Raw genomic sequence first — 14,298 nt, 5'->3', positions numbered from 1 at the left:
GCGCGTCAGACCTTTTCGGGAAAACGGAAAACACCGGCGATCCGCCGCCGCCAGGACGGCACCAGCGCCGATTCAATCACAGACGCCTGCTCATAGGCGTGGATGAACCGCTCGGGCGCACTCAGAATACCGGCATGCTTGGCCGGCAGGCCCGGCCGCCACCGAAACAGGATTACATCGCCCGGCTGCATCGCCGCCGGATCGATTGCCGCCCCGAAATGCCGCAGCGCTGCGTCCCGCATCCGGTCGTCGCCGCTGCGCTCGGCCCAGTCGGGCTGGTAAGCCGGCGGCTGCTCCGGCTCTTCGCCATAGACATCCCGCCAGACACCCCGCACCAGCCCCAGGCAATCGCATCCGACGGCCTTCAGGCTCGCCTGATGCCGATACGGCGTCCCGATCCATGTCCGCGCCTGAGCCACGACCCGGCCGGCGAAAGCAGACCCTCCGCCCTCACACATAAAGCGGCCGCCCGTCATGCACTGTCTCCCCATCCGCATAGCCATAGGCGAAATCCGTCCCCGGCATATGCGGAAACCCTTGAAAATTCAGGACATTGGCGAATTTCTCACCGCAGGTGGCAAACCGCTTGTCGCATCCGGCAGTCACCATGAACGCGTCGCCGGCAGCCAGCGGCAAAGGCGGCGGCAGCCAGAGCGACAGCGTCACCGCCGCACCGTCCTGCCGGTGATCTTCGATATCGCAAGCCTGTCCCGCATTCGCGCCGTCGGTAAACCGCAGCGCGCCGTAGCGAAAGAACCCGGACACAGCCGCACCGAGACCCGAAACGCGGATCAGCGTCTCCCCAAGCACCTCCGTCACCACGCCTTCGGCATGCAGTGCCGGATTTTCGAGATCGACCCCGCATCGCCCGTCGCCCAGCATCGCGTCACACCGCCGCCCGTAAATCCGGCCCTGGACCTGCTCCAGCCTGTGCGTCATCCGCCGCAATTCCGCGCGAAAAGCCCCGCCGGCCCGCACGACGTCGCCAATTTCCTGGACACGCAGCAGCACATGCTCCTCCGGCGCCTGCCAGTTCACCTGAAACACCTCGACGCGTGCGCCGTCATACAGCCCGGCCAGCATATCGGCCTCGCCGATCGTCTCGCTCGAAAAACCGCCGGTAACGTCGCCGGCCTCGACCGACAACCCGCTCCCCGCCTCGCTGTCCGAGGCTTGAAACCCGCTTTCCGCTAGAAAATCGGTGCCGCCAAAAGACAGGTCATGATCATGCTCGGTGAACCCAAGCACGACGCCATCGCGCCGCGTCACCCGCCAGCATTGGCAGATGCTCGTCGCATCGCCGGCGAGATGCTCCGCAAGCGCCGCCGGAAGCGTCTTCATGGCTTTATCTCCACCAAAGGAATCGAGGGAATGCGCCCCGCCTCGAACTGCACCAGATCGACATCGATCCGGTCGGTATCGAACCGCACGGGAACGTCGAATTCGTAGCCCGCCCTGACCGCCGCCCCGCTGGCCGGAATTTTCGCAGGCAGGAAGGTCACCGTGCCGGTCATTGCATCGACCGCAAAATCCGCGGGCGCCGCCGCCACACCGCCCACCGACACGACGACTGTTCCCGCCACCGGCTTCACGATCTCGCGAATGGTCGCGCCGCCCGCATCGCCATAGGTCTTGATCAGCTGAAACGTCGCCTTGGCACCGTCGCCTGTGCCGATCAACTGATCGCTCGCCGTGACACTTTCCCCAGGCGGGCAGGACCGGCAATCCAGCGGATCGCGAAAACGAAACCCATAGACCTGCCCCGCCCGCGCCTCGAAAAACGCGACGACCGCATAGAGATCAGCGACCGACTTGATCCCCGACCCCGCATCATACTGCCGCCGCGCATCCCGCCAGCGCCGGTTGCGGTTCTCCCGCCCGTTCGAAAGGCCGACAATATCCGTCCGCCTCACCGGCCCCCCGCTCGTGCCCAGCGCAAGCCGCAGCGGAAACCGGACGTCATGAAATCCTGTCGGCATGGTGTTTTCTCTGTGTGTATGTGGGGGTGGTGAGTGCTCAGGGATTGCTGCGCGATCGGCAGTGGTACCCTCATCTGCCCTATCGGGCACCTTTTCGGGGGAGCGCTGATGTTCTTGTTCGCGCCAAGACGTGTAGAGCGAAACAACCGCTTTCTGCAGGTGAAATTTCCCGGTAACCAGTATCCGTTGACGATCTGTCCGGATGCGGTTCAGCGCACCATCAAGTCACTAGAATCCGGGCTGATACGGAAGCTGTGGAGTATGTTCCTGGTTCGGTTACCACTCACATATCAACTGATTAATAAAGCTAGCGAGGAACCACATAGATAGCTGCGTTGGCAACCAGCTGCTTTTTTTGTGAACCCGTGAACGCCCCCCAAACTTCGCCGTGGTGGGGGTTGGTGGGCACTGGATCATAGCCCACAGAAAAACCGATCCCTCTTAAAAAAGCCGCGGTAAATCTGACCGCCCCAATAAATGGCGGTTGAAGCACGTAAACTTGAGGATTTTGACCGCTTTCAATTATCGAGTTTTCTAGGTCGACAGACATCCCGCCATTTTCACCGCTAGACGCCTGGAAGGCCGCGGAAGAGACCCGACGACCTTCCGGGGCCTTTTCGTCATCAACTAGGTGGTAAGGCGAAATCCGCCTAAGAACCCCGTGCTGCCCCAAGATTTCGTCATGATCGTGAATCTTAACATGTCCGTTTTCATCAAGCGGCGGTGGCGCGAGCGGCAACTGCATTCTCCAGTTCGTTCAGCCATTCGGCAACAACGGTGAATTCATTGGACAAAACCGTCTCTTCGCAAAGGTCGTTGGGGCCATATCTGGTAGCCAAGACATCGAAGGGAGCTCGGATATGAATTTCGATGTCATATTCGAGCGAATGCCACTCTATCTGCAGGTCGCCGTTGGCGCCAGGAACGACCTGAGGCTCTTGGGTATCATGCGGACACGCGGAAGATATCAGAGACATTGCGAAGTTCGCACAATGAAACGAAACTGGACCCGCGCCGTAACCGTTCCAACCTCTCGGCAGGCGAATCAGTTTTTCAACGCGTTCCACGAATCGATCGTGCCAAGGCAAGCTGGATATATTCAAAACGCGTTTCGCAGGGATACGCTTGATCGTAGCGCCACCAAGATCGGTGGTGGTGCTAATCTGCGAGAATTTTTCTTCGGGTGACGTCGATAACGATGCGGCGGCTATCACGAAATTCTCTCCCAAGTTTTATGTGCGGCGGCTGATGTTATATGTGTAAATTCGTTTACAATTGTAATCCTAGCCTCGCGCATAAATTCCATCACATTTCCAGGGGTGCCGACGCTAGGGCTACCACGAACGGAAAATTGAAGAATCGCAATGCTGTCACCTTTATAGTCGATTGCAGAAATAACTTCACAAATCAACCTTGCGTAAGGTGAGCCATCTGGTTTTGTAAGTATTTTTCGATATACTGCGTTCATATCTGTCGGAGATTGGTCTCTGAAATCAAATATTTGTAAAGAGCTGGAAGGATCAAAATTCGAACCGGCGCCAGCAGCGACGTGGTTGGTGTATGTCACTTCAACTTGGTTGCATACTAAGCTCTTACCCGTTGGTGACAGCGCACGAAAATAATCCGATAGTTGCATCAACTCGGTTTGGAATTTAGCTAGGAGCACTTCAAAGCGCGGGTACTCTCCGGCTGGCCCAATCTTCCTCCAATTATGCAATAGCCGGTCGTTCTGGAATTGAATCAGTTCATGCTTATCCGTCGTCAAAAACCAGTATCGACTGTGTTGAGTGCCGTTTCCGATGTTGAACGATATCTGCTGGGTGCCGGGTGGACCAAACGTTTCAAACGTGGGTGGAAGCGGGGGATTTTCCGAAACGACAGGATAGGCGTGCTTATAGAGCCGCCAGACATCACCAGCGAAAATGTGCTGGTAGCCTTCAACAGGGGGGAACTGTACCCCCAGAACCACCTCATTCAAAGGCGGCTTTTTATAGTCAGGAAGGTCCTTGGGTCGCGTCGAAGTTGCCATTTTAGGTCCATTATTATTTCGCTAAATCGATATGGCACTTTTCCCAACATTGCAATGTCGTCATTCTGATCATCACTCCGCAGCGTGATCCCATGATGTCGGGGTGAGGCACTCCCCTCACACCCCCCGCCGCCCCCGTCCCACCGTCCGCGTCAACATCGCGGCAATCTGCCCCTCCGACTTGCGAAAACTCGACGCATCGTTTGCCGTCACGTTGAACACGACGTTCACAGGCTGACCGCCGCCCGAAGCCGCAACACCCAGCGCCCCGTCCGAGCCGCGTTTCAAGGGCAGGATCGCCTCCGATCCCGCCTCGCCCATCAGCCCCACCTGGCCACCCATCGGAAAATAGGTAGGCATCGAAACCACGCCGCCGGCGGCAAAGGGCGTCACCCTGCCCGGCACGCCGCCATTGGCGAAACCCGTCGCACCGCCAAGGCTGCCGGCCAGTCCCGAGATCGCCGATCCGAGCAACCCCTCCAGGGGTTTCAGCCCCGCCGAAAGCGCGATGTCCGTCAGCCGCAGGCCGGCGCTGCGCAGCACGTCCTCCAGACCCTTGCCGCCGCGCGTGGCCGAGGCAAGCGCCCCCGTCAGCGCCGAACCGAAGGACCGGGAGCGCCGCTCCAGATCGTCAAGCACGTCCTTCAGCGCCCCGGCATCGTCAGCCGCCGCAGAAAACTGGCTTTCGTCGAAGTCCATGTCTGCCTCCTTCAGTTCGTGGAAATGGCGCGATCCGGGAACGCCGCCATCAGCGCCGCAAGCCCCGCCCGTTCCGGCGCGGCCGCAGCCGGCCGCAGCCCGCCCAGCGCCGCCTGCATTTCGCGCGGCGTCATCGCCCAGAAGTCTCGTGCAGGAAGCCGCAGCAGGCAGAGCCCGGCATGGAGCACCGACGCCCAGGGAAAGGCGGTCGGCTCCTGCCCGCCCGCTGCGGCTCTCAAGGGTTTGGTGGTTCGTCCCCGCCGAAGGTGACGGAGAGCAATTCCCCCGTCAGCCGCGCCAGCCCGGCAATGCCACCCTCGACGCTCATCACGGCGACATCCTCGTCGGCCACGAGATTGCCGCCGCCGCGCAGGCCGGCGCTGAGGATGCGGATCATGTCCGCCGCCTTCAGCCGTCCTTGCGAAAACCGTGCGCCGAGGTCTGCCAGATTGTCGGCGGAAAAGGCAGTCTCCAGTTCGGCGAGACTGCCGAGCGTCAGGCAGAGAATCCGCCGCTCGCCGCCGATCACGGCTTCGATCTCGCCGCGATGCCGGTTGGCCCGGCCCGTCGCCATCCTGTGCTCGCCCATGGTCAAAGCGCCTGGAATGTCAGGGCGCCGGCGGATTCGAGCGCCGTCTCGAACAGAACCTCGCCATTGTGCTGCCCGGAATATTCGAGCGCCGTTAGCTGGAACGGCCCCGTCAGCGTCCCGAAATCCGGAATGACGATCTGCCAGCTGAGGATCGTTCCTCCGAAAAAGGCCGACCGCACCAGCGCGTCCGATGCCTGGTCCTTGAAGATCCCCGCACCCGAAACGGATGCCCTTTGCACCCCGGCCCCGCCCAGCAGCTCGCGCCAGCGCCCGGCCGATTCCGCATCCGTCGCATCAACCGTCTCGGCATTGAACGCCAGCCGCTTGGACCGCAGCCCCGCCACCGTCACGTAAGAGCCGCCATTGTCGATCTTCAAAAGAAGATCCTTTCCCTTCTGCGCCACCATGCCCCGATCCTTTCTGAAAATGAAAGCGCCCCCTGGGGAGCGCCAATGATTGCCCTGACTGAAGGGCTGCCTATTCCGTCACCGCCCGGAACAGCATCTCCGCCCCGTGCCCCTTGGCCTTGGCATCGCGGCCTGTGCGTGTGCGCCGGTGGAAAAGGCTGACGAGAACAAAAGCGTCCAGCGCCAGATCGGCATCGTCGAGAAGAAACCGGACCCGCGCCGCAATGTCCTGTGCTGCCCGGTTGCCGCCTTCTCCGGTGCGAACCTCGAGCGTCAAAAAATGCTCTTCGCCCGCTTCGCTCGCCGTCGAGGCGTCCCGGCTTTCCAGGCTGGCGAAGGATATACCGGGCCGGTGCGATCCCACCTTGAGATGATCGTGAACCCCCTCCGCCCCGACCAGCGCGATCAATGCGCTGTCGCCGGTCAGCCGTTCGAAGATGGCTTTCTGCAGGGCCGACGCCGCATTCATGGTCCTTCCTCCACGCAGGCGCAAACGATGTAGCGCCGCGTTTCGTCGGGGTCATGAAACGCCTTCAAAGCGAAAACCCGGCCGCCCTTGCGAAACCGCATGCCGGCAGCCAAATCCTCGCGAAACCGTATCCACAACCGGTGCGTCACCGAAAAAACCTCCTCGCCGGCCCGCTCTTCCTGCTTCAAGGTCACCGGTTCGATCCGCGCCCAGACCGAGGTCACCGGAACGAAGGCCGGCACGATGCCGCCCTGCCCGTCGCTTACGTCGTCGCGCATTTCAAGGTCGAGACGCGCCGACATCATCCCGGGGTCGAGAGGAAGCCCGCCCATCTCACAAGCCCCTCCGGCGAAACGGCGCGATCAGCCGGTCGTAACCGGCCGGCACCGCCGCTGGCTGTTGACCGGGCGTCACCGCGCCGCGGAATTCGTAGAGCAAGGCCGCGTGCAGCAGCATCGCCCGTTTCAGCGTGTCCGGCACATCGGCGCCGGTCGGTCCGAAGCCTGCCGAAAAATCGATCTCGATGCCGTTGATCGCCTGGCCCGGCGCCGGGTGCTGCGGCAGCCCCAGCCGCGCCGGCCGGGCCTCGCCATCGAGCACGAAACCGGAAACATCGATATCGGAAGGCATGCCGTCGGTGCCGTAAACCTTAACGCTTTCAATTGTTTGCACCGGCCCTTTGGCGATTTGAATCACCCGTGAGGCGGGCCAGTCATCGAGATAAAGCCGGAAACTGCGCGTCAGGAGCGAAAGGCCAGTTTCCCGTTCCAGATGGGTGCGCACGGTGCCGATCAGCGCGGTCAGCAGATCGTCTTCGGCAGTCCCGTCGATGCGCAGATGTGCTTTCGTCTCGGCAAGCGTCAGCGGCTCGCCGGGAGGCGGCGTCAGTTCGGTGATGGTCATGGATGTCTCCGGGGGAGAGAGGCGGGGATGGACGGACGCGGCGGGAGGGGAGCCGCGTCCGTCCTCGCGCCACGCGGCAGGGAAAGGGCCGCAGGCGCGAAGGATTGCGGCGCTTTTTGAAAGGGCCGCCTTACGCGCCTAGGATGCCGCGAATTTGATCAGCTTGATAGCCTCGAAATTTTGCACTCCCCCGCCGACGCGCTTGGTCGTGTAGAACAGCACATAGGGCTTGGCCGAATAGGGATCGCGCAACACCCTGACCCCGGTGCGGTCGACAACAAGATAGCCCGCCGCAAAATTGCCGAACGCGATCGCGTGGCTGCCCGCCGCGATATCCGGCATGTCCTCGGCCTCGGCGATCGGAAAGCCCATCAGCGAGGCCTGCGCACCCGCGGTCGCCGGCGGACGCCAGAGATAGTTGCCGTCGGCATCCTTGAACTTGCGGATTTCGGCCTGCGTCTTGCGGTTCATCACGAAGGCGGCGTTCTGCCGGTGCCCTGCCTTCAGCGCATAAATCGCATCGATCAGCGTGTCGGACGGCCCGCTCGCCTTGAAGGCGCCGGCGGCCCCGGTGGCGATATAGCCGATATTGCCCCAGCTCCAGCTGTCCTCGGCCACATTGGTGTAGCTCAGAAACCCCTTCGGCTTGTTGGTGCCATCGCCCGAAACGAAGGCCGTGCCTTCCTGTTCACCGAAGGCGATGTCCACCTCCGACGCGATCCAGTTCTCGATATCGACGGCGGCATCGTCAAGCAGCGCCGCCGTTGCCGCCGGCATCGCGTAGAGTTCCATCGTCGGAAAAGACAGCTCCGCCAGCTGCGGCGTCGTCGTCTGCGGCCGGGCCGCCGCCTCCGCTACCCAGCCGGTCGCCATGCCCGACAGCGCGAACGGTTTCTTCAGCACCGCGCCGGAAACCTGCCGCACCGTCGCCATCGCCCGGATTGGCGAGACCACCGAGAGGCGCCGGCCGATTTCCGTATCCGTCTCGTTCGGCACGAGATAACCGCCATCGCTGGCCGAGCCGATCGACAGCGCCTTGGCTTCGAGATCGCGCAGCGCCTGTTCGTCGCCGCGGCGAATATAGCTTTCAAACGCCGCCTTGTGCTCGCTCGCCTCCAGGCTGGTCTCGCCGCTGCGACCCAGCGGCGGCCGCGCCTTCTTCAGTGCCAGTTGGTCGAGAACCCGCTTCTGCTCGTCCATCGTGCGGCTGATCCGGTCCATCTTGTCGCGCGTCACGACATCCGATGTCAGCTTGCTTTCCAGTTCGCCCAGCCGCCGGTCGTTGGTTTCCTTGAAGGCCTCGAAGGCCCCCATGAAATCCTCGAAAGCGGCCGTCATCGTCTCCGGTGCCGTCTTGATCTCTGGTGCCACGGTTTCTGTCTGCATCATTCGCTTCATCCTTTGAGTGAGAGCTTCATCATCCGGGACGCCCGTCGCATGGTGCGCACGAGTTCCGTTTCCCTGTCGCGGAAGAACCGCGCATGCTTGACGTTCGACACCCTTGCCGATGGCAGCATCGGAAAGGTGACGATCGAGATTTCCCAGAGGTCGGCTTCGAGAATCCGGCGCACGCCGCTCCGGTCAGTCCTCGCCTTGACAGTCTGGAAGCCGATGGAAAGCCCGTCCAGCGCACCGGCCTTCATTAGCTGGTGCACCTCCTGCGCCCGAGCCACGCCGGGCGACAGCAGACCCTCGACGTACAGCCCGCGCGCATCCTCGCGAATGGTCTTCCAGGCCCCAAGCGGTTCTCCAGGATCGTGCTGGAACAGCATCCGCACGCCGCCTGCGCCGCGCTTGGCAAGCGATTGCGAGAAGGCGCCCGGCTCGATCGCATCCTTGCCGAGATCGACCTCGCCGAAGACGCTGGCATAGCCGGAAAACCGCCCCTGCCCCGTCACTCCGGAAAGCGTCAGGCTGGCAAACTTCTGCGTTCGCCAGACAGGTAATCTGTCGGTCGTCATGGGGTCTCTCCAGATTTTGAAAAAGAAGGAGGCGGTGGCCAATAGCCGATAGTCGGCAATCGCAGCACTGTGAGCCACCGCGCCTGCCTATCGCCAATTTGGCTACTGGCTACCGCCTTTGGTGCGCCCGTAGCGCTCGGCCACACGCGCAGCAGCGCCCAGCACCCACCAGGCCGTCAGGCTGGCCGCCGCCGATCCGGTCAGCATCACTTCGGTGCCGGAAAGGCTGGCGGTGATGCCGAGCTTTGCGGCGATCCAGAGGCCCGTCGGGTCGCCGAAGATCAGGCCGCAGATCAGGCCGGTAAAGAACCTTGACCCCGCCTCGCGACGTCCCTTGGGCAGCATGTACACCAGCGACACGGCAGCCCCCGCCGCCGAGCCGATCCCCTTGGCTGCCCAAAGGCTCGGGTCATTTCCGAAATCAGCCATTTGTTAAGCCTCTGATGCTATTGTCGGAATTGTCAGTGCCTCACGCGACTGCCGATGGCAGACGCAAGGTCAGACGCGGCCTGACGTTTGCGTCAACCGGCGCAGCTTTGTGAATCTTTTGAATCGGTTCCAGCTAAGTGTTTAGAAACTGAGTCCGGGATTTCGGATGTCGGTTCAGCAAACCGCCAAAAAGAATCCGACGCTTGTTCCAAGCATCTGAAAACAATCAGATATCCTCGAAGTCACCATGCGCATCGCTAATAATATCCGGGTCATGTTGACGGCCATGACGGATGACGAGCACGCCGAGAGTTCCGTCCATGACCTCATAGTCGATAATATAAGGCGGAACGGTAAACCGTCGCACGCCCGGGACGCTTTCCAACGCCTGACCGGCCTGCGGAAATCGCCGCAACATCTCCATCGCTTGCCGCAACTGCTGGACCATTGCCGAGGCCGCCCGCTTGTCAAAGCGGGAAAGATAGGCGCGTTCGGCCCTGAGATAGGCTGCCGCCTCGTCATAGATCCGCAGCTTCATCAAGCCGCATCATCCTTGTTCAGCGTATCCAACTCGTCCAGCAATCGGCCCATGTCCTGGGACTTGCCCTGGCGCATCCCTTCGCGGGCACGCTCAATCGCGAGGATATCCTTGCCCTCTGTCGCCAGATAATACCGCATCGCCCGAACCATCACCCAGCTGCGGGGCCGCTCCGACGTTGCCGCGATCGCTTCGATAGCGGCAAGAACATCCACGGGCAGACGCAGCGTGATCGGGTCGGACAGAACTGGCTTGCTCATCATGCGCTCCTTTGTAATACGGCGTATTACAAAATATCAGCGATGGACCAGCACTTCAATAGCCCACCGCCTGCCGCTTCTCCTCGTCCGTCAGAAACGCCGCATCCTTCAGCCGCGCCCAGACCTCGCTGCGTTCGGCCGAAAGTCCCGCCACCTGGTCGAGATCCGGAGCGAGCCGCAGCGCTTCGCCGAAACGGCCGGACAGCCAGCCGGACAGGGCCGCGGCCGTGCGCCCGATCAGCGGCAGAACGGTCAGCCGGTAGAGTGCCCGGTTGGCCTCCTGGTAATTTGCATAGGTATTGTCGCCGGGAATGCCGATCAGCATCGGTGGCACGCCGAAGGCGAGCGCGATGTCGCGCGCCGCCCCGTTCTTCGCCTCGACGAAATCCATGTCCTTCGGCGAAAGTCCCATCGCCTTCCAGTCCAGCCCGCCTTCCAAAAGCAGCGGCCGGCCCGCCCGCGTCGGCCCGGAATAGCCCTCGTCCAGCTCGCTTTTCAGCCTGTCGTACTGGTCGGCAGAAAGATTGCCACCCTCCTTCGGCTGATAGACCAAAGCCCCGGATGGCCGGGCGGAATTGTCGAGCAGCGCCTTGTTCCAGGTCGCCGCCGCATTGGAGAGATCGAGCGCCATCTGCGCGGCCGCCAGCGGCGGAAATCCGAGATGGTCGTCGAGCGGATGAAACAGCTTCAGATGCAGGAGCCTGCCGTCGTCAGCCGCGATCCGGCGGACATGATTGCCCACCCGGTAGTCGTACGCCTCCGGCCAGCCATCGCGCCCTTCCTTCAGGGTCACCCGGTCAGGCCGCAGCAGATGCAGTTCGCGCACTTCCTCGCCCAGGCTGACCGCCTCGACATAGGCATTGCCGGATAACAAAAGATGTCCATAAAGCGCCTCCAGGAAATCGGCGCCGGCCATCCGCCCGTTCGGCTGCGCCAGAAGCGCAAGCGCCGGATGGCCGCTCCGTTCCTCATCTCCCTCGTAGAGCAGCAGCGGCACGGCGGCGGCCGCCTCGCAGATCAGCCGGACGGCCCGGTAGGCCACAGGGTTCTTCATGAAACCCTCGCGCGCCAGCGCCGCATAGGAGCGCCCGGTCCAGTGCGCCCGCCCGTCCTGGGCAAGCGCGACGAAACCCGTCGCCGCCTTGCTTTCGGCCAAGCCGACGGATACCGCCGGGCGGCGCCACGGCAGGGAAAAGAGATGCTTCATGATATCCTCGCAAGCACCCTCGGGGTGCAATGGGGTGCAATGGAATGTCCGGAAGGCCGCGGCCCGGAAAGACCACCGCCGGGCGTCGCCCTATGCGGTCGCGGCCAAAATCAGCCCCGCCAGGTACAGCCGTCCATGGCTTGCCACCAGTTGCGCCTTGTCGCGCCCGTTGATGATCCGCCGCGCGCCGGTCCAGTCCTCCCGAACGGGCGAGAAATAATCGGCCAGCCGCTTGCCGGTAAAGGCGCCGCTGTGCATGCCCTTGAACAAAATATCCACCGCGACCGGCAGGTCCATGGCCCGCTCGGGCGCAGCCACGAGATCGATCCCGGTCGCCTCGCTCATCCGCACGTAGTTCACCTTGTGCGTCAGTTGCACCAGCCCGCGACCGAGCCAGCTTTTGCCATCCCCGTCCCGCCGCCAGTAGGGCATCGAGACCGAAGGTAACCTACCCCGTCGATAGGCGGTATCGAGAATGGCGATGGCGCGGTCGTCGCTTGCCGCAAACGTCTCGCGCACCGGCTGCATGGTCCGCCCGGTCTCGTGATGCGCCGTCGCCAGCATGTAGGCGAGCCGGCGCAGATCGGCCTCATCACACCCGGCGTCCCAACGGTCGAGAATGGCCGTCATGCCCTCCACCTGACCTTGTTTCAACCGTCCGTCGAAAAGCGACATCCGCACGGCTTTGAAAAAAACGGCCCTGTTCGAGATCATGCTGCACTCCCGTTCACCATGCTAAAAAAAAGCTGAGTTCTAAATCGATTTAAACGAATTCAATCGTTTAAAGCGTTTAACACCCTGATTTACTTCGTCTTTAAGATGTGAAATCTGATGACGGCAATATGACATTGCCCCATGTTTGAGGAGTTTCGCATGACCGCAGAAACCAAGATCAAAGCCGATGCCAATCGCCCGACAGTCCCGCAGCATGTGCTCGACCGTTTCGAAAGCGTCTGGCAGCAAATGCGCCAGCAGGCCGCGACCGCGCCCGAAAAACCAACCAGCGCGCCTGCCACGCAATCCTGATCGGTTTCCGTTTCAGACTGCACACGCAAATCCGTTGGAACCATCCTGCGCCGCGTCCGTTAAAGGCGCAGCCAAAATTCGAAGGAGGATTGCATGCCAGCCCAACACATGTCCCAGGCCCAGTTCGAGCGCCTCGAAGCCGAATGGCGCCTGATGCGCGAAAGCGCCTCCACGGCCCCCAAACCGGTCGCATCGAGCAAATAAGCCCGCCTTTCATTCCCCACCCGACAGGCGGGGAATGAACCGCCGCCCCTGTTTCCGGCACGCATCCCTTAAACAGTCGTCTCCCTTACTTTAAATCATACACCCCGCACCCGCGGCTCGCCGCCGCCATCCAGCATCAGCGCCGTCAGCGCCCAAACCAGCGCATCGAGCCGGTCCGGCGAGCGTGCGGACGACAGGCCGTCCGGACCGAAATCGCACATTTCATCTTCTGGCCCTTACCTTGCTGTTTTTTCTATGTTTTTGTTTTACTGTTTTGCGTTGTTTTACAGTTCTGTTCTTCACTCGTTCTCGTGAGTGTCTGTAAAGCAGCCTTCCCGCTGATCTTCCGATCAGCAAACCGGCAGTAGCGTTCGATGGTGGCGAGGGACATGCCGACGATATCGCCGATCTGGCCCGTCGATAGTCCCGCTCGACGCAAACGGATAACCGCGGTGCAACGCAGCCCATGAAGCGTCACCCCAGCAAGCTCCGGGATCTTGTCGCGTTCTTCCGCGAAATGCTTGGAGAAGAGCTTCCGGGTGTAGCGGTGCCCGTCAGCGCGACCGCCCTCTTGCCAGAGGAACGGCCCCGGCCGCTTCTCCCAGGTCGCCATTTCAGCCGCGAGTTCAGGAACAATCGGACACCACACATCGCGCTTTTTCTTCTGCGTGGTTTTGGCAAAGCCGCCTTCGTCCACGTCGGTCCAGCCCAGTCGCACGGCGTCACTGCCGCGCATGCCGGTGTACATATAGAGGATGACGCCACGGCGGATGACGCCCGTCAGCTTCGTCAAGGCAGCTTCGATCTGATCCGGCGTCCACGGCTTGTGGCCCTGATCCTTGGCGTAGGGCTTCACGCCTTCGGTCAGGCTGTGTTCAATGTGGTCGCGAACCCGCGCCCAAGTCGAAAACGCCCGCATCGAGCTGAGAAAATTGTTTGCCGCTCCAGGTGTCGCTGCCATGCGATCCATGACGGCTTGAACGTGGACAGGCCGGAGGCCCTTGGCAGAAAGACTGCCCCATGCGGTCTTAGCCAAACGAAGCGAGTGCTGATACTGCTCAAACGTGCCGCTTGTGATCGTACCTGCGGATTTGAGGAACAGCAGGTATTCGTCCGCTACTGCGCCCAGCGTATCCACTGGAACGGCCCCGATGCTACCCTGCGCCTGCCGGATTGCAGTCCAGAACTCCGGGGAGTGAGGATCATTCGGCAACGCGATGCGCTCTCCGGCATGGTCGGTTCCCCGGCCCAGCTGGAAATAGAAATACTCCCGCCCGCGCGAAACGACGCGATGGACGCCTTTCGGAAGAGTGACTTTCGCCTTATGGCGCTGACGTGGCATTGTGCGCTCCAGCCATGTAAGGGTCGCTCGCGGCACCCGAAGTGTTCATTGAGGCTCCGCTTGCAAGCGCCATCTGCACATCTTCCCAGCACCAGCGAACACAGCCGGGAGAAAGCTTGACGGGTTTCGGCAACACGCCCCGCCGCACCATTTCGTGAACCGTCGTTTCCGACATATCCAGTTCACGCGCCAGCGAGGCGCAGGACAGATAGGATGAAGGGCGAGCCGGTAATTGGTTTCGAGCTGGCATCGA

23 protein-coding genes and 1 pseudogene are annotated in these 14,298 nt (G+C 61.8%); 1 reads left to right on the top strand and 23 read right to left on the bottom strand.

The window, feature by feature from the left end; all coding sequences use genetic code 11:
• Positions 1-5 precede the first annotated feature (5 nt).
• The 20 genes from PY308_RS07830 to PY308_RS07735 all read right to left on the bottom strand — a co-directional run bounded on the left by PY308_RS07830 (position 6) and on the right by PY308_RS07735 (position 12,187).
• Positions 6-476 (bottom strand): NlpC/P60 family protein, encoded by a 471-nt coding sequence (locus PY308_RS07830; RefSeq protein WP_275789848.1) that lies wholly within the window; start codon positions 474-476, stop codon positions 6-8.
• Positions 451-1,341, bottom strand: coding sequence for a phage/gene transfer agent baseplate hub protein (locus PY308_RS07825; protein ID WP_275789845.1), 891 nt, complete (start codon positions 1,339-1,341; stop codon positions 451-453). Before PY308_RS07825 ends, PY308_RS07830 begins: the two co-directional genes overlap by 26 nt.
• Positions 1,338-1,979: a TIGR02217 family protein gene (locus tag PY308_RS07820; protein WP_275789843.1), complete on the bottom strand. Its 642-nt coding sequence runs from the start codon at positions 1,977-1,979 to the stop codon at positions 1,338-1,340. Before PY308_RS07820 ends, PY308_RS07825 begins: the two co-directional genes overlap by 4 nt.
• Before the next feature lie 307 nt (positions 1,980-2,286).
• Positions 2,287-2,724, bottom strand: coding sequence for a hypothetical protein (locus PY308_RS07815; protein WP_275789840.1), 438 nt, complete (start codon positions 2,722-2,724; stop codon positions 2,287-2,289).
• Entirely contained in the window at positions 2,693-3,193 is a 501-nt protein-coding gene (locus tag PY308_RS07810; protein WP_275789838.1) for a hypothetical protein, read from the bottom strand. The genes PY308_RS07815 and PY308_RS07810 overlap by 32 nt, the downstream gene beginning before the upstream one ends.
• Positions 3,190-4,008, bottom strand: a complete 819-nt coding sequence (locus PY308_RS07805) for a TIGR04255 family protein (protein WP_275789835.1) — start codon at positions 4,006-4,008, stop codon at positions 3,190-3,192. Before PY308_RS07805 ends, PY308_RS07810 begins: the two co-directional genes overlap by 4 nt.
• Positions 4,009-4,125: 117 nt before the next feature.
• On the bottom strand, positions 4,126-4,707 hold the full coding sequence (locus tag PY308_RS07800; RefSeq protein ID WP_275789832.1) for a phage tail tape measure protein: 582 nt from the start codon (positions 4,705-4,707) through the stop codon (positions 4,126-4,128).
• A gap of 11 nt (positions 4,708-4,718) precedes the next feature.
• A complete protein-coding gene (locus PY308_RS07795) occupies positions 4,719-4,946 on the bottom strand; it encodes a rcc01693 family protein (RefSeq protein WP_275789830.1) in 228 nt (75 codons plus the stop codon).
• Positions 4,943-5,296, bottom strand: a complete 354-nt coding sequence (locus PY308_RS07790; RefSeq protein WP_275789828.1) for a gene transfer agent family protein — start codon at positions 5,294-5,296, stop codon at positions 4,943-4,945. The genes PY308_RS07795 and PY308_RS07790 overlap by 4 nt, the downstream gene beginning before the upstream one ends.
• A gap of 2 nt (positions 5,297-5,298) precedes the next feature.
• Entirely contained in the window at positions 5,299-5,706 is a 408-nt protein-coding gene (locus PY308_RS07785; protein WP_275789825.1) for a phage major tail protein, TP901-1 family, read from the bottom strand.
• Positions 5,707-5,776: 70 nt separating this feature from the next.
• Positions 5,777-6,175, bottom strand: a complete 399-nt coding sequence (locus PY308_RS07780) for a DUF3168 domain-containing protein (protein WP_275789822.1) — start codon at positions 6,173-6,175, stop codon at positions 5,777-5,779.
• Positions 6,172-6,507, bottom strand: coding sequence for a phage head closure protein (locus tag PY308_RS07775; protein ID WP_275789819.1), 336 nt, complete (start codon positions 6,505-6,507; stop codon positions 6,172-6,174). The genes PY308_RS07780 and PY308_RS07775 overlap by 4 nt, the downstream gene beginning before the upstream one ends.
• 1 nt (position 6,508) lies before the next feature.
• Positions 6,509-7,078 (bottom strand): head-tail connector protein, encoded by a 570-nt coding sequence (locus tag PY308_RS07770; protein WP_275789817.1) that lies wholly within the window; start codon positions 7,076-7,078, stop codon positions 6,509-6,511.
• Between the two features lie 138 nt (positions 7,079-7,216).
• Positions 7,217-8,467 (bottom strand): phage major capsid protein, encoded by a 1,251-nt coding sequence (locus tag PY308_RS07765; RefSeq protein WP_275789815.1) that lies wholly within the window; start codon positions 8,465-8,467, stop codon positions 7,217-7,219.
• A gap of 5 nt (positions 8,468-8,472) precedes the next feature.
• Positions 8,473-9,039, bottom strand: coding sequence for an HK97 family phage prohead protease (locus PY308_RS07760; protein ID WP_275789812.1), 567 nt, complete (start codon positions 9,037-9,039; stop codon positions 8,473-8,475).
• A 102-nt stretch (positions 9,040-9,141) separates the two neighbouring features.
• Positions 9,142-9,468 carry a DUF6107 family protein gene (locus PY308_RS07755; RefSeq protein ID WP_275789809.1) on the bottom strand — a complete coding sequence of 109 codons (327 nt, stop codon included), beginning with the start codon at positions 9,466-9,468 and terminating at the stop codon, positions 9,142-9,144.
• A 226-nt stretch (positions 9,469-9,694) separates the two neighbouring features.
• Positions 9,695-10,006: a type II toxin-antitoxin system RelE/ParE family toxin gene (locus PY308_RS07750; RefSeq protein ID WP_275791054.1), complete on the bottom strand. Its 312-nt coding sequence runs from the start codon at positions 10,004-10,006 to the stop codon at positions 9,695-9,697.
• A complete protein-coding gene (locus PY308_RS07745; protein ID WP_275789808.1) occupies positions 10,006-10,266 on the bottom strand; it encodes a CopG family ribbon-helix-helix protein in 261 nt (86 codons plus the stop codon). The genes PY308_RS07750 and PY308_RS07745 overlap by 1 nt, the downstream gene beginning before the upstream one ends.
• Positions 10,267-10,321: 55 nt before the next feature.
• A complete protein-coding gene (locus PY308_RS07740; protein WP_275789805.1) occupies positions 10,322-11,473 on the bottom strand; it encodes a phage portal protein in 1,152 nt (383 codons plus the stop codon).
• A 90-nt stretch (positions 11,474-11,563) separates the two neighbouring features.
• Complete coding sequence (locus PY308_RS07735; protein ID WP_275789802.1) at positions 11,564-12,187, bottom strand: hypothetical protein; 624 nt, start codon at positions 12,185-12,187, stop codon at positions 11,564-11,566.
• A gap of 159 nt (positions 12,188-12,346) precedes the next feature.
• Between PY308_RS07735 and PY308_RS07730 the strand changes: the two genes are divergently transcribed.
• On the top strand, positions 12,347-12,499 hold the full coding sequence (locus PY308_RS07730) for a hypothetical protein (RefSeq protein ID WP_275789800.1): 153 nt from the start codon (positions 12,347-12,349) through the stop codon (positions 12,497-12,499).
• Positions 12,500-12,798: 299 nt separating this feature from the next.
• Here PY308_RS07730 and PY308_RS07725 read toward each other — a convergent pair.
• The 3 genes and pseudogenes from PY308_RS07725 to PY308_RS07715 all read right to left on the bottom strand — a co-directional run.
• Positions 12,799-12,933, bottom strand: a pseudogene (locus PY308_RS07725) (DNA-packaging protein); the annotation flags it as partial.
• A gap of 23 nt (positions 12,934-12,956) precedes the next feature.
• Positions 12,957-14,045 carry a tyrosine-type recombinase/integrase gene (locus tag PY308_RS07720; protein WP_275789796.1) on the bottom strand — a complete coding sequence of 363 codons (1,089 nt, stop codon included), beginning with the start codon at positions 14,043-14,045 and terminating at the stop codon, positions 12,957-12,959.
• Positions 14,026-14,295 (bottom strand): helix-turn-helix transcriptional regulator, encoded by a 270-nt coding sequence (locus tag PY308_RS07715; protein ID WP_275789793.1) that lies wholly within the window; start codon positions 14,293-14,295, stop codon positions 14,026-14,028. The genes PY308_RS07720 and PY308_RS07715 overlap by 20 nt, the downstream gene beginning before the upstream one ends.
• Positions 14,296-14,298 lie beyond the last annotated feature (3 nt).

The sequence above is a fragment of the Pararhizobium gei genome, assembly GCF_029223885.1.
GTDB lineage: Bacteria > Pseudomonadota > Alphaproteobacteria > Rhizobiales > Rhizobiaceae > Pararhizobium > Pararhizobium gei.
Note: the sequence above shows the minus strand (reverse complement) of the source record. Positions and strands in the feature narration are given on the sequence as shown.